The 13,318-nt window shown below is 60.1% G+C and carries 12 protein-coding genes; 5 read left to right on the top strand and 7 right to left on the bottom strand.

Features of this window, described 5'->3' with window-relative positions; genetic code table 11:
- Window positions 1-136 precede the first annotated feature (136 nt).
- From ATY80_RS08115 to ATY80_RS08100, 4 genes are read left to right on the top strand one after another with little or no spacing between them, the layout of a single operon-like run.
- A complete protein-coding gene (locus ATY80_RS08115) occupies window positions 137-1,066 on the top strand; it encodes an alpha/beta hydrolase (RefSeq protein ID WP_088691933.1) in 930 nt (309 codons plus the stop codon).
- Between the two features lie 16 nt (window positions 1,067-1,082).
- On the top strand, window positions 1,083-2,039 hold the full coding sequence (locus tag ATY80_RS08110) for a DMT family transporter (RefSeq protein WP_088691932.1): 957 nt from the start codon (window positions 1,083-1,085) through the stop codon (window positions 2,037-2,039).
- Between the two features lie 18 nt (window positions 2,040-2,057).
- Window positions 2,058-3,260 (top strand): CaiB/BaiF CoA-transferase family protein, encoded by a 1,203-nt coding sequence (locus ATY80_RS08105; RefSeq protein ID WP_088691931.1) that lies wholly within the window; start codon window positions 2,058-2,060, stop codon window positions 3,258-3,260.
- Window positions 3,257-4,915: a thiamine pyrophosphate-binding protein gene (locus ATY80_RS08100; RefSeq protein ID WP_088691930.1), complete on the top strand. Its 1,659-nt coding sequence runs from the start codon at window positions 3,257-3,259 to the stop codon at window positions 4,913-4,915. The genes ATY80_RS08105 and ATY80_RS08100 overlap by 4 nt, the downstream gene beginning before the upstream one ends.
- A 40-nt stretch (window positions 4,916-4,955) precedes the next feature.
- Here ATY80_RS08100 and ATY80_RS08095 read toward each other — a convergent pair whose 3' ends face one another.
- The 3 genes from ATY80_RS08095 to ATY80_RS08085 all read right to left on the bottom strand — a co-directional run bounded on the left by ATY80_RS08095 (window position 4,956) and on the right by ATY80_RS08085 (window position 6,619).
- Window positions 4,956-5,300, bottom strand: coding sequence for a RidA family protein (locus tag ATY80_RS08095; protein ID WP_007802370.1), 345 nt, complete (start codon window positions 5,298-5,300; stop codon window positions 4,956-4,958).
- Window positions 5,301-5,372: 72 nt separating this feature from the next.
- On the bottom strand, window positions 5,373-5,711 hold the full coding sequence (locus tag ATY80_RS08090) for a TIGR01244 family sulfur transferase (RefSeq protein WP_088691929.1): 339 nt from the start codon (window positions 5,709-5,711) through the stop codon (window positions 5,373-5,375).
- Window positions 5,712-5,779: 68 nt separating this feature from the next.
- Complete coding sequence (locus tag ATY80_RS08085; protein WP_088691928.1) at window positions 5,780-6,619, bottom strand: DUF4432 family protein; 840 nt, start codon at window positions 6,617-6,619, stop codon at window positions 5,780-5,782.
- A 248-nt stretch (window positions 6,620-6,867) separates the two neighbouring features.
- Between ATY80_RS08085 and ATY80_RS08080 the strand changes: the two genes are divergently transcribed.
- Window positions 6,868-8,202: a L,D-transpeptidase gene (locus ATY80_RS08080; RefSeq protein ID WP_088691927.1), complete on the top strand. Its 1,335-nt coding sequence runs from the start codon at window positions 6,868-6,870 to the stop codon at window positions 8,200-8,202.
- 71 nt (window positions 8,203-8,273) lie between these two features.
- Here ATY80_RS08080 and ATY80_RS08075 read toward each other — a convergent pair whose 3' ends face one another.
- The 4 genes from ATY80_RS08075 to ATY80_RS08060 all read right to left on the bottom strand — a co-directional run bounded on the left by ATY80_RS08075 (window position 8,274) and on the right by ATY80_RS08060 (window position 13,222).
- The gene (locus ATY80_RS08075; RefSeq protein WP_088691926.1) at window positions 8,274-8,987 is read right to left on the bottom strand and encodes a ParA family protein; all 714 of its coding nucleotides are present in this window, start codon (window positions 8,985-8,987) and stop codon (window positions 8,274-8,276) included.
- A gap of 228 nt (window positions 8,988-9,215) precedes the next feature.
- Window positions 9,216-10,367, bottom strand: a complete 1,152-nt coding sequence (locus ATY80_RS08070) for an iron-containing alcohol dehydrogenase (protein ID WP_088691925.1) — start codon at window positions 10,365-10,367, stop codon at window positions 9,216-9,218.
- Window positions 10,364-11,749, bottom strand: coding sequence for an aldehyde dehydrogenase family protein (locus ATY80_RS08065; RefSeq protein ID WP_088692055.1), 1,386 nt, complete (start codon window positions 11,747-11,749; stop codon window positions 10,364-10,366). The genes ATY80_RS08070 and ATY80_RS08065 overlap by 4 nt, the downstream gene beginning before the upstream one ends.
- Before the next feature lie 105 nt (window positions 11,750-11,854).
- Complete coding sequence (locus ATY80_RS08060; protein ID WP_088692054.1) at window positions 11,855-13,222, bottom strand: glutamine synthetase family protein; 1,368 nt, start codon at window positions 13,220-13,222, stop codon at window positions 11,855-11,857.
- Window positions 13,223-13,318: the final 96 nt, after the last annotated feature.

Below are 13,318 nucleotides of genomic sequence, written 5' to 3'. Positions count from 1 at the left end.
TTCATGAACAGGAAATCACGCCAAGTTCGTTTTCACAACCCCCAATCCGTAGGGTGCGAATATCCCGTCGCATAAATATTTGGACGTGTTGCATTTTCTGGGTGATCTGATCTTCTCCCGCCAACGGGAGGATCTGATGTTTGCAGATACGCAACGCCTTGAAACGGCGAACGCCTCGCTTGGTTTTCATCACGAACCGGCACAATTCGAGGCACGCGGAATTATCCTTGTCGCTCATGGACTGGCCGAGCATTCCAAACGCTACGCCCGTTTCGCGGCAGCGATGGCGGCTCGCGGCTACCATGTCTTTGCCTTCGATCACCGTGGACATGGAGAAACGACTGCGCCGGATGCGCCGATCGGGCGTTTTGCCCGCAGGGACGGTATCCGGCAGGTGATCGACGATGTCGGCTCTGTCCGTGAACATGCGGCAAAGCGGTATCCCGGCCTGCCAGTCATCCTATTCGGGCATTCGATGGGAGGTCTCATCGCGCTTAACGCTGCGGTCACCCACCCCGAGAAATATGACGCCGTCGCCGTCTGGAATTCGAATTTCAACCCGGGCATCTCCGGGCGAGCCGCGCAGGCGATCCTGTTGGCCGAACGAGCCCTGAAAGGCTCCGATGTTCCGAGCGGTATCTTGCCGAAGCTCACCTTCGGCACTTGGGGAAAGTCCATTGCCAATCGTAGAACGGAGTTTGACTGGTTAAGTCGCGACCCGGTCGAGGTTGACAAATATATCGCCGACCCGCTGTGCGGCTTCGATGCCTCGGTGTCCCTCTGGCTCGATATCTTCGAACTGACGTTTCGCGCACCACAAACGCCGCATCTGGACCGGCTGCCGAAGCAGATACCCATCCACCTTGTAGGAGGCGGGCAGGATCCGGCAACAGATGGCGGAAAAGCGGTGATCTGGCTTTCAAACCATTTGAAAGCGCATGGCTTCTCCCGTATCACGACACAGATATATCAGGACATGCGCCACGAAACGCTGAATGAAATTGGAGCGGACGCGGCCATCACCGCATTCGCCGACTGGTGCGACGAAGCGATCGCAAGATCCTGAACTGAAGGATTTCGCGATGAGCCATGGTATTTCTTCCCGTCCCGCCTCCACTTCGGAGGTTTCGACCGGCATTCTCCTGATGTTCCTGTCGGTGCTCGTATCGCCGATCATCGACATCTTCTCCAAGCTCGCGATCGCCACGATTCCTGCGGCAGAGATCACAGCCGCCCGCTTTGTCGTGCAAGCGCTGTGCATGTTGCCGATCGTCATCTGGCGCGGAAGCTGGAAAACCTTCTCCTGGCGGGCGAACATCTTTCACGCCATCCGCGGCGCCATCATAACCGTCTCCATGATCTCCTTTGTCACGACACTGAAGTACATGCCGGTCGCCGACGCCATCGCGATCTTCTTCGTCGAACCGATCATATTGACGATCTTGAGTAGTATCTTCCTCAAGGAGACGATCGGTTGGCGCCGCTACACGGCCTGCGGCGTCGGATTCTTCGGCGCGATGCTGATCATTCAGCCAAGCTTCCAGGAGGTGGGCTACGTCGCGCTCCTGCCTGTGGTCAGCGCGTTCTGCATCGCCATATTCGCCTTGATGACCCGCGTGCTGTCGCACCGGGAAGATCCGTGGGCGATGCAGCTTCAGATGGGCGTCTGGGGTTTGCTGTTCTGCGCCATCCTGCTCGCACTCGGTAGCGGCACGGGCTCTGACGTCTTTGATGCGGTGATGCCGGATGGCCGCGGCTACCTCTACCTGCTCGGCGTCGGTGTCACGGCGGCCATTGCCGGCATCTTCGGCGTCTATGCCTACCGTGCGGCACCCGCCTCGATATTGGCACCCCTGCAGTATTTCGAGATTGTGTCGGCGACCATCTTCGCCTGGCTTGTATTCGGCGACTTCCCGGATGCGCTCAAGTGGCTCGGCATCCTGATCATTATCGCATCGGGCTTGTACATCATTTGGCGCGAGCGACGCTTTGCATCGAAGCCGGTATCCGATACACCTCAATCGGCCCTGGCGCCCTGATCTGCTCGTGGGAGGAACATGACGGACAATCAGCCCCAAAAGCCGCCTCTGTCTGGCATACGCGTGATCGAGCTTGCGCGGGTGCTCGCGGGTCCATGGGCGGGCCAGATGCTGGCCGATCTCGGCGCCGACGTGATAAAGGTCGAAAACCCGGAGGGAGGCGATGACACCCGGCACTGGGGACCGCCCTTTGTCGAGGGTGCCGACGGCGAAAACCTCTCCGCCGCCTACTACCATGCCGCTAATCGCGGCAAGCGTTCAATTACTGCCGATCTGAAGCGCGAAGAGGATCAGGAACTGGTCCGCCGTCTTATCGCCACAGCCGATGTCGTCATCGAGAACTTCAAGCTCGGCGGGCTTGTCAAATACGGTCTCGATTACGAGAGCCTGAAGAAAATCAACCCCAAGCTTGTCTATTGCTCGATCACGGGCTTCGGCCAGAACGGTCCCTATGCCAGCCTCGCGGGCTACGATTATATCGTTCAGGGCATGTCCGGCTTCATGTCGATTACCGGCGAACCCGACGGGCAGCCGATGAAAGCAGGCGTTGCGATCGCCGATATCTTTACCGGCATTTATGCGGTCGCAGCCATCGAGGCCGCGCTTATCCACACACAGAGGACGGGTGAAGGGCAGTTGGTCGATATGGCACTGCTCGATGTACAATCGGCCGTACTCGCCAACCAGAACATGAACTATCTGGTCTCCGGTCGGGCGCCCACGCGGCTTGGGAATGCGCATCCGAATATTTCCCCCTATGAAGTGGTGCCGGCCACCGATGGTTATCTGATCCTCGCGGTTGGCAATGACGGCCAGTTCCGCCGCCTGTGTGTGATCCTCGGCCTCGAGGGCGTTGCCGACGACCCCCGCTTTTTGACGAACAAGGCGCGCGTCGCGAACCGTGACGAGCTCCGCAGGCTCGTTTCCACCGAAACGCTGAAATGGCAGAAGACCGACCTGTTGCGGGCCTGCGAGGCGGACGCGGTTCCTGCCGGCGCGATCAACACCATCGAGGAAATGTTTGCGGATCCACAAATTCAGGCGCGTGGGTTGCGGGTAGATCTCGCCGACGCAAAGGGCACCGTCATTCCCGGCGTCAGGACGCCGGTCGTGCTATCGCGGACGCCCTTGCGCTACGAGCGTCCGAGCCCGAGGCTGGGGGAACATCAGGAGGAAGTTCTGGCGGAGCTCGCCGAACTTGAGAGGAAAAGACCATCATGAAAAAGACTGGCGGGGAACTGATTGTCGAGGCCTTGAAAGCGAATGGGGTGAAACGCCTCTCCTGCGTGCCCGGCGAGAGTTTCCTTGCCGTTCTCGATGCGCTTTTTGACAGCGACATCGAGGTGATGGTCTGCCGCCAGGAAGGTGGCGCGGCCATGATGGCAGATACCTGGGGCAGGCTCACCGGCGAGCCCGGTGTGTGCATGGTCACCCGCGGCCCCGGTGCCACGAATGCTACCGCAGGATTGCACATCGCCCGGCAGGATTCCATTCCGATGATCCTCTTCATCGGGCAGGTCCAGCGCGACGCAAGGGAACGAGAGGCCTTTCAGGAGGTCGAGTTCCGCCGTGCCCTGACGGAATTCAGCAAGTGGGTGGGTGAGATCGACGACGCTGCGCGCATTCCGGAGTTCGTTACCCGCGCCTTTGCAATTGCAACCTCCGGCCGTCCGGGCCCAGTCGTGCTGTCACTGCCCGAAGACATGCTGCGCGATGAGGTCGAGGCGCCTCGCGCCAAACGCTATTCGCGCGTCGAAGCCCATCCCGGCCGCCGCCAGATCGACGACTTTTACCTGCGCCTACTAAAAGCGGAGCGACCGATGGTCATCGTCGGCGGCACGCGCTGGGATGCGGACGCGGTCGTCGACCTCAAAGCCTTCTCTGAGCGCTTCGCACTGCCTGTCGGCTGCTCGTTCCGTCGGCAGATGCTGTTCGACCATCTCCACCCGAGCTACGCCGGCGATGTTGGTATCGGTATCAACCCTGCACTAGCGAAGGAAATCAAGGAAAGCGATCTACTGATATTGCTCGGCGGTCGGATGTCCGAGATGCCGTCCTCCGGCTATACGCTGATCGACGTCCCCTACCCGCAGCAATCGCTCGTGCACATTCATCCCGACCCCTCAGAGCTTGGCCGTGTCTACCGCCCCGATCTCGCAATCTGCGCGAGCCCGAGCGATTTCGTTGCCGATCTTGCTGATCTCGAGGCACCAAGCGAACTCAGATGGGCGGAGCGCACCGAGCGGATGCACCAGGCCTACATCGCCTGGTCGACACCGCCTCACACCGGTCCCGGCCCGGTCCACATGGGACCGATCATGGAGTGGATCGAGGCAAACACGCGACCTGACACAATCTTCACCAACGGCGCCGGAAACTATGCCACCTGGCTGCACCGCTTCCATCGATTCCGTCAGTTCAACACCCAGGCGGCGCCGGCGTCCGGCTCCATGGGTTACGGCCTGCCCGCCGCGGTGGCTGCCAAGCAGCTTTTCCCCGAACGCGAGGTCATATGTTTCGCCGGAGACGGCTGCTTCCTGATGCACGGCCAGGAATTTGCGACCGCCGTGCGCTATAACCTGCCGATCATCACCGTTGTCATCAACAACGGCATTTACGGCACCATCCGGATGCATCAGGAGCGCGAGTATCCGGGGCGCGTCAGCGGCACCGATCTGACCAACCCGGACTTTGCCGCTCTTGCCCGCGCCTACGGTGGCCATGGGGAAACGGTCGAGACGACGGAAAGCTTTGCAGCCGCCTTCGAGCGCGCAAGGGCAAGCGGCAAGCCCTCGATTATCGAGGTAAAGCTCGATCCGGAAGCCATTACGCCGACGCGTACCCTTTCCGAAATCGCCCAAACAAAAAGCCGGTGAGCGAACCCACCGGCTTTCGAGATTTCAATGCCCGTTCGGCTTAGTCGAGAGCGGCGGTAACCGTGAACTCGACCTTGTACTTCGGGGCAGCAAGCTTGGCTTCGCTGGTTGCGCGAGCCGGCGTGTTCGCCGGATCGACCCAGGCTTCCCAGGCAGCGTTCATTTCTGCGAAGTAGGACATGTCGGAGAGATAGATCAGCGTCTGCAGGATCTTCGACTTGTTCGAGCCGGCTGCAGCGAGCAGGCGATCGACTTCGGCCAGTGCCGACTTGCACTGTTCGGTGACGCTCTCACCTTCGCCGACCTGGCCAGCGAGGTAAACGGTGTTGCCGTGGACAACTGCGCCGCTCATGCGGGCGCCGGCGTCGATACGCTTGATGCTCATGATGTTCTCCTGTTTACGAACGAAAGACGCCGCTGGGATCGGGCGGCGCCGGATTTGGTTTGCCGATGAGCGCTACGAGCGAATGTGGTGCGTTTTCTGATAGATCGCGGTCGAGCGGGCGCCGGAGCGGCAGTAGCCGAGCATCGGGCGCGGAAACTCATCGAGCGCGTCGACCATGCCGGCGATCGCTTCCTCGGTGACGCCCATCGGGCCGACCGGCACGTGTGCCATATCGAGGCCGAGTTCCTTCGCCCGCGCTTCCACCAGAGCATAGGGTGTCTGATCCGGGCTCTCGCCGTCCGGGCGATGGCAGACGATCGATTTGAAACCCAAGGTCTTGATCTGATCGAGATCCTCGACCGAAATCTGCCCGGAAACCGAATATTCGTCGTCGATCTGGCGAATGTCCATCGCTAATCCTCCTGAATCGTGGGCTGAATGACTACGCCGCCCCATGCGCAGCGTCAACCGCAGATCACTCAAACGAAGGCGAAGCTGAGCGCATAATTTCGGCTCTCTCCGGGCTTCAGCATGACGAACTCACCCGATGCCTCCAACTCGGAGCGCGACACCCAACGATGTGATACCGGCTCAATACCGAGCACGTCGGCGGGCGCCTTCTGATTGCGCCAGATCTGCAGGTGCGGAAGCGTCTCGGCAAGGACGCGCACCTGAAGAACCTTGCCACCGGTCGCAGCAATGGGGCCAAGCCGGACCTCGGCAAAGCCGCCCTCCGTTGCCGGCGCCTCTACACAGAAGATTCCACCCGGCTCCTCGCCGAAATTCCATGGGAATCCACCGCCATCGAGCATCTTGCCTTCGAGACGTGTGCCGGCATCGAACCATTTCCCGCCGATATTCATATGGTACATCAGGAAGGTCGGCACGATCTCGTCGCTCGCGTTGACGACCTTGTCCTTGAGATTGACCTCGCCTGTCCGCCCGTCGATGAACCAGTGGCGCTCGATACGGGCGGGCAAGCCTTCGACCGTTACGATGTCGATATCCGCCCGGCACTCGGCATTCCCGTTCTCGAATTTCGTCCAGAGAATCCTGGCTGCGTGGCCAGGTCCCGAACCATGCAGGGGATAGCCCTTGCCATCAGTATGGCCTGGAACCGGTTCGCGGTGACGGATGTGGTCCGGTCCACAGGTAAAGAGGAAGCCTTGCACGGAATGCGAAATCCGTGCATCGCCGTCATCGGGAACCGCCGTCTTTGGAGCGATATCGACACCGTTGACGACACATCCGCCGATGTCCATCAGCGACGCTTCGTCCAGGATCAGTTTCGGCCCTGTTGCAGCAGCAAATTCAATCATTGTCCAACGTCCTCCCGGTAACGGCCTCTGCAGCGTTATGTCTCGGCAGGGATTTCGTCAATCACGACGGCTCGCCTTGCCATGTGGAACTGGCTGGCCTCTCCAAATGTTTATGACTAAAGGAGAAATCACGGGATTTTTATCTTTTGTTCAGCACGATTCCATAAATTCCACACTAGCGTCAAAATTCGCGGGTGTGTGTCGACCAAGTCACTGAAGGGTATGAAGACGTGAATCGCTTTGTAATAATGGGATTGTCTGCCGCAACTGCCCTGCTCGTCATCGCTATCGCAGCGCCGTCTGCCGATGCCCAGCAGTTTTATAACGGACGGCAGGGCGACGTTGTTTTCGTGGCGCCGAACGGTGACATTCTCGATTATGTCCCGTCGGGCGCGGCTTATGCGCGCGATCGACGCGGCAACCGCGTGCTGGTCGATCCCTACGGCAATGTAATTGCGACCGAGATGCGCGCCCGCGGCTATTACCCACGCCCGCCGGTGCGCGACGCGTACAATGGCGATGCCTACTACGGCGACGATCCCTACGGCGATGGTCGTTACGCTGAGCGGGGCGCTGTGACGGGCTCGATCCCGCACAACGCTCCTATCGACCGCCAGCCGCTCGATGACCAACCCTACCCGCAAGGAAACGACTACGCGTCCATCGAGCCGGACCAGCAATCACTAGATGTGACGCAGCCGAAGCCCTCTCAGGAGCCGGTGATCACCCTCAAGAACAAGTCGAAGTCAGAGATCGTCGCCCTGCAGGTGTTCCTTGACCGCGCCGGCGTATCCCCTGGCGCGATTGATGGCCACATGGGCGCAAACGTCACCAAGGCGATCTATGCCTATCAGCAGATGACCGGCGAGACGCTCGATCCTAATAACACCGACGCAATTCTCGAGCAGCTGCGCATGAACGGCGGACTGCCGCTCGTCAGTTATACGATCACGCCTGCGGATGCCGCCGGCCCGTACGTTGCCGCCATCCCCGAGGACTATGCGCACAAGGCTGCGATGTCATCGCTCGGCTACACCTCGACGACAGAAATGCTCGCCGAGCGCTTCCATATGGACGAAGGATTCTTGAAGGAGATGAACCCGGGCGTCGATTTCACGGTCCCCGGCACGATCGTCAAGGTCGTCAATCCCGGTGAAGTGAAGGTGGGATCAGTCGCGCGCATCATTGCCGACAAGGGCCGCAAGCAGGTCTTTGCATATGACAACGCTGGCAACCTGATTGCCGCCTACCCCGCCTCGATTGGCTCCACCGATACGCCTTCGCCATCAGGCACGGTGACCGTCGAGCGCGTCGCCTTCAATCCGGGCTACACCTACAATCCGAAGATCAATTTCCAGCAGGGCGCCAACGACAAGATCCTGAACATTCCGCCAGGTCCGAACGGGCCGGTCGGCACGGTCTGGATGGCACTCTCCAAGCCGACTTACGGCATTCATGGAACGCCAGAACCATCGAAGATTGGCCGTACCCAGAGCCACGGCTGTATCCGCCTGACGAACTGGGATGCCACCGAACTGGCAAAGATGGTCAAGCCGGGCGTTACAGTCGAGTTCACCGACTGACCTATCCTACCCGTTCCACCACCAAAAAATGCGCCCCAACGGGCGCATTTTTGTTTTGCGGACAATTTCTGCTAGGCGGCCGAGCGGATCAGCGGGCCAGTGCTGCGCGCCGGCTCCGGAAGCTTCACCGGGACCTTGCCCATGATCTCTTCAGCAAAACAGCGAGCGTTCTCCCGCGCCTTGTCGAGGTTGCTGACGCGAACGGGATCGAGGGAGTACAGCGTACCGCCGCAATCAAAGAGATCGCGGAAGGCCGACCGCTCGATGATCGCGGTATCGAGCACCGGAACCTGCCGCTCGCTCAGTAGTGACTTGACGATGGAGAGTGCCCGCGTCGTCACCATCGAGTTGACGCGCGTCAGCACGACCGAGTGCCCGATGCGGATACCGGCCTTCTCATCGAGATATTGCAACAGTTCGAGGACCTGCGCGCCTCCCCGGGCGTCCATGGCGCATCCCTGTATCGGGATCAGGACGTGGTCGGAAAGCCCAATCGCCGTCGCAAGCAGCGGGTTCCGCGCGCCCGGAAGATCGATGATGAAGTAGTCCGTATTGTGCTTGTTTTCCGAAATGTGCAGCGGCAGCGATGCCGACGTGACGAAATCGATCACCGAGATATTCGCCACGTGCCCGGACACCTCATGCCATCGCGTGATCCAATGCTGTGGATCGGCATCGAGGATTGTCACCCGATAGCCCTTCTGGGCAAGTTCGGTAGCGAGAAGAAGAACGGCTGTCGTCTTGCCGGCGCCGCCCTTGGTGTTTGCGAAAGTGATGACTGGCATGGTCGGTCCTCGAAGGGATGTGAGCCTCTCTATGGCTCTGTCGCGCACTCTCGGAAGCATTGTGCGGTTAACGCATCCTTTCCAATCATGGTTAATAACTTCTAAACGCAACACCTGAAATTGCGGCCGGCATTTCTTGCACTCGCGCGAATGGCCACGCGTTAGGACAAAAAAATCCCGGAAAGCAAGGCTTTCCGGGCCACTTCAGGTCCGCCATCTTCTCTAAGCTCAGAAGCAATCCTTAAAGAGCGCCTTGGTATTTTCGAGCGTCATCTTGACCGGATTACCGCCGGCGCTTGGATCTTCGATCGCCATTGCCGAAAGTTCATCGATTCGATCCGGCTTGATTCCCATCGCGGACAGGCTGTCGGGAACGCCGAGTTCGGAGCGGAGCTGCAGCACGTAGCTATAAAAGCCGTCGAAGCCTCCGGTGATGCCGAGATAGGCCGCTGCACGCGCGATCTTCTCCTCGATCGCCAAGCGGTTAAAGCGCAGCACAGCCGGCATCACCACAGCATTCGTCATGCCATGGTGGGTGTTGTAAACGGCGCCGATCGGGTGCGACAGCGCGTGGATGGCGCCGAGGCCCTTCTGGAAGGCGACCGCGCCCATGGCGGCAGCCGACATCATGTTGGCGCGGGCTTCGAGATCGGTGCCTTCTTTGTAGGCGCGCGGCAGGAATTCCTTGACGAGGCGCATGCCTTCCAGCGCGATGCCTGCTGACATCGGATGATAGAAGGGCGAGGAATAGGCTTCCAGGCAGTGCGCGAAAGCATCCATACCGGTACCGGCGGTGATGATCTTCGGCATGCCGACCGTCAGTTCGGGATCGGCAATAACGACGCCCGGCAGGAACTTCGGGTGGAAGATAATCTTCTTCACATGCGTTTCGGAATTGGTGATGACGCTGGCGCGACCGACTTCCGAGCCGGTGCCCGCCGTCGTCGGCACCGCCACGATCGGCGCGATGCCCTCGACGCTGGCGCGCGTCCACCAGTCACCGATATCCTCGAAGTCCCAGACGGGCCGCGTCTGGCCGGCCATGAATGCTACGCATTTGCCGAGATCGAGGCCAGAACCGCCGCCGAAGGCAACCACACCATCATGGCCCCCATTCTTGAAAGCCTTGACGCCGGCCTCGAGGTTCTTGTCGTTCGGGTTCGGATCAACGTCGGCGAAGATCGCGCGGCCTAGACCGGCGTCTTCGAGAATGTCGAGCGCCGTCTTGGTGATCGCCATCGACGCCAGGCCGCGATCGGTGATCAGCAACGGCTTCTTCATACCGAGGCTCTTGCAAGCGTCCGCCAGTTCCTTGATGCGCCCCCGGCCGAGCTTGAAGGCTGTCGGATAGCTCCAGTTAGCTGTGATGTTGCTGCTCATGCTGTGACTTTCTTCAGATGATAGGATTTCGGACGTGTCAGATTGTGGAAGCCGATGATCGACAGTGAGCCGCCACGGCCGGTTTCCTTGACGCCGGTCCAACACAGCGCCGGATCGAGATAGTCTGCGCGGTTCATGAACACAGTGCCGGTTTCGATCTCGCGACCAAGCCGCCCTGCCCGCTCGGGATCCTTCGTCCAAAGCGAAGCCGTCAGGCCATACTGGCTGTCGTTCATCAGGGCGATCGCTTCGTCGTCGCTCTTCACCTTCATGATGCCGACGGCAGGGCCGAAGGTTTCTTCCCGCATGAATGCCATCGAGTGGTCGACGTTGACGAGGACTTGCGGGGCGAGATAGGCGCCGCCATCGTCCTGGGGAAACAGCTTCGGATCGACCAGCGCCTTGGCACCCTTGGAGACCGCATCGGCGATCTGCTCGCGCACGACCTTGGCGAAACGCTTGTTGGCCATCGGGCCGAGCGACGTTTCCCGATCAAGCGGATTTCCGAGCTTGTAGTTCGAGACCCATGCGACCGACTTCTCGACGAAGCCGTCATAGAGCGATTCATGCACATAGATGCGCTCGATACCGCAGCAGCACTGCCCGGAATTATAGGTCGCACCGTCCATCAGCGTATCGACGGCAGCGTCGAGGTCGGCGTCCTCCATGACGTAGCCCGGATCCTTGCCGCCAAGCTCGAGACCAAGACCGGTAAACGTGCCGGCCGCCGCCCGCTCCATCGAGCGACCGCCTTCGACCGAACCGGTGAAGTTGACGAAGTTGAAGCTACCAGCGGCAATCAGCGACGACGTCGTCTCGTGATCGAGGAACACGTTCTGGAAGACATCATCAGGAACGCCAGCCTCGACGAAGGCCTGCACCAGCCGCTCGCCGACCAGCAGCGTCTGCGACGCATGCTTCAGCACAACCGTATTGCCCGCCATCAGCGCTGGCGCGATCGTGTTGATCGCCGTCATGTATGGATAATTCCACGGCGCCACGACGAACACGACGCCATGCGCATCGCGCTCGATGCGGCGCTCGAACTTGTCGCTCTCTTCGACGACCAGCGGCGCCAACGCGTCGGCAGCGATCGATGCGACATAGTTGGAACGCTCGTTAAAGCCCTTGTACTCGCCGCCATAGCGGATCGGGCGACCCATCTGCCAGGCAAGCTCGGGTACGACGACGTCGGACATTTCATTGAGCCGTGCAACGCCCTTCAGCACAAGCTGAACACGATCTTCCAGCGGTCGCTTCGCCCAGGCCTTCTGCGCTTTGCGCGCACGCGCCACCGCCTCCTTCGCGGCTTCCAGCGAAAGCGCCGGACGCTCGGCGTAAACCGATCCGTCGACCGGTGAAATGCATTGGATCATTCCCATGATCTTCATCCTATGTTTTCGCGTGCCGAAACCGGCGGACACCCCAAACAATCTCCTCAGATGGAAATCGTGTGACGGGACGCCATCCGGCCTTGGCTACGCCTATTATGCTCTTTCGAAACCGCGCGCCACTTCCCAGTCGGTGATGCGACGATCGTACTCTTCCTGCTCCCACTCGGCAGCACGGGTATAGTGGTCGATGACGTCATCGCCGAAGGCACTGCGCAGCATCTTCGATTTCGTCATGGCAACCGTTGCCGCGCGCAGCGTGCGCGGGATCTCGCGGACGCGGCGAGCGCCGTAGGCGTCACCGACAAACGGCGCCTCGAGTTCCATCTTGTTCTCGATGCCATCGATGCCCGCGGCAAGCAGTGCCGCGAAGGCGAGATAGGGATTGAGGTCCGAGCCGCCGACGCGGCACTCGATGCGGATCGCCTTAGTCTCGTCGCCGCAAAGACGGTAACCGGCGGTGCGATTGTCCTTGCTCCAGATCGCCTTTGTCGGCGCGAATGTACCGGCCATGAAGCGCTTGTAGGAGTTGATGTAGGGCGCGAGGAAATAGGTGATCTCACTGGCGTGGGCGAGAAGGCCGGCAATGTAATTTTCCATCAACGGCGACATGCCGTATTTGCCCTTCTCGTCGGCAAAGAGCGGCGTCTTGCCGTCCGCGCTCCAGAGAGACTGGTGAATGTGCGACGAGCTGCCCGCGGCGTTGTAGTGCCATTTGGCAAGGAAGGTGATTGCTCTGCCCTTTGACCAGGCAATCTCCTTACAGCCATTCTTGATGATCGCATGGCGGTCGGCCATCGTTAGCGCGTCGGCATAGCGGACGTTGATCTCTTCCTGACCGGCGGATGCTTCGCCTTTCGAATTCTCGACAGGAATGCCGGCTCCCTGAAGCCCGGTGCGGATTGCCCGCATGACCTCTTCTTCCTTGGTCGTCTGGAAGATGTGGTAGTCCTCGTTATAGGCGCTGGCGAGCTTCAGGTTGCGATAGCCTGAGGCATGCGCCGACTCGTAGGTCTGGTCGAAGAGGAAGAATTCGAGCTCGGAGGCCATGAAAGCCTTCATGCCCATGTCTTCGAGGCGCTTGACCTGCTTCTTCAGGATGGCGCGCGGCGAATGCGGCACCTCTTCGTGCGTGTGGTGGTCGAGCAGATCGCAAAGCACGAGCGCCGTGCCTTCGAGCCACGGAATACGGCGCAGCGTTGAGAGATCCGGCTTCATCGTATAGTCGCCGTAGCCCTTCTCCCAACTCGTCGCCTTGTAGCCGGATACTGTTTCCATCTCCATGTCGGTAGCGACTAGATAGTTGCAGCTATGGGTTTCCTTCCATGCGCTCTCGAGGAAGTACTCGGCCTGGAAACGCTTGCCCATCAAGCGGCCCTGCATATCCACCTGGCATGCCAGAACCGTGTCGATGCGCCCGTCGGCAACATCCTGCTTGAGATCGTCGAGAGTATAGATGCTCATATTGAATCCGCCTGAACCTTGAACTGAAAAATCGGGGCAACGAAAGAGCATGCCGCGAACGGACGCGCCGTATCTCATGCGTTTTCGTTGAGCCGG

It is taken from the genome of Rhizobium sp. R711, assembly GCF_002211365.1.
Taxonomy (GTDB): Bacteria; Pseudomonadota; Alphaproteobacteria; order Rhizobiales; family Rhizobiaceae; genus Rhizobium.
The sequence above is the reverse complement of the archived record's forward strand: the minus strand, read 5'-3'. Positions and strand labels throughout refer to the sequence as shown.

What these genes read in the sequence shown, in the direction of transcription:
- ATY80_RS08075 (WP_088691926.1), bottom strand. Translation starts at nt 8,987, where the DNA reads ATGCCAGTCATCACTTTCGCAAACACCAAGGGCGGCGCCGGCAAGACG.
- ATY80_RS08065 (WP_088692055.1), bottom strand. Translation starts at nt 11,749, where the DNA reads ATGGGAATGATCCAATGCATTTCACCGGTCGACGGATCGGTTTACGCC.
- ATY80_RS08095 (WP_007802370.1), bottom strand. Translation starts at nt 5,300, where the DNA reads ATGAGCATCAAGCGTATCGACGCCGGCGCCCGCATGAGCGGCGCAGTT.
- ATY80_RS08090 (WP_088691929.1), bottom strand. Translation starts at nt 5,711, where the DNA reads ATGGACATTCGCCAGATCGACGACGAATATTCGGTTTCCGGGCAGATT.
- ATY80_RS08080 (WP_088691927.1), top strand. Translation starts at nt 6,868, where the DNA reads ATGGGATTGTCTGCCGCAACTGCCCTGCTCGTCATCGCTATCGCAGCG.
- ATY80_RS08070 (WP_088691925.1), bottom strand. Translation starts at nt 10,367, where the DNA reads ATGAGCAGCAACATCACAGCTAACTGGAGCTATCCGACAGCCTTCAAG.
- ATY80_RS08110 (WP_088691932.1), top strand. Translation starts at nt 1,083, where the DNA reads ATGAGCCATGGTATTTCTTCCCGTCCCGCCTCCACTTCGGAGGTTTCG.
- ATY80_RS08100 (WP_088691930.1), top strand. Translation starts at nt 3,257, where the DNA reads ATGAAAAAGACTGGCGGGGAACTGATTGTCGAGGCCTTGAAAGCGAAT.
- ATY80_RS08115 (WP_088691933.1), top strand. Translation starts at nt 137, where the DNA reads ATGTTTGCAGATACGCAACGCCTTGAAACGGCGAACGCCTCGCTTGGT.
- ATY80_RS08085 (WP_088691928.1), bottom strand. Translation starts at nt 6,619, where the DNA reads ATGATTGAATTTGCTGCTGCAACAGGGCCGAAACTGATCCTGGACGAA.
- ATY80_RS08060 (WP_088692054.1), bottom strand. Translation starts at nt 13,222, where the DNA reads ATGAGCATCTATACTCTCGACGATCTCAAGCAGGATGTTGCCGACGGG.
- ATY80_RS08105 (WP_088691931.1), top strand. Translation starts at nt 2,058, where the DNA reads ATGACGGACAATCAGCCCCAAAAGCCGCCTCTGTCTGGCATACGCGTG.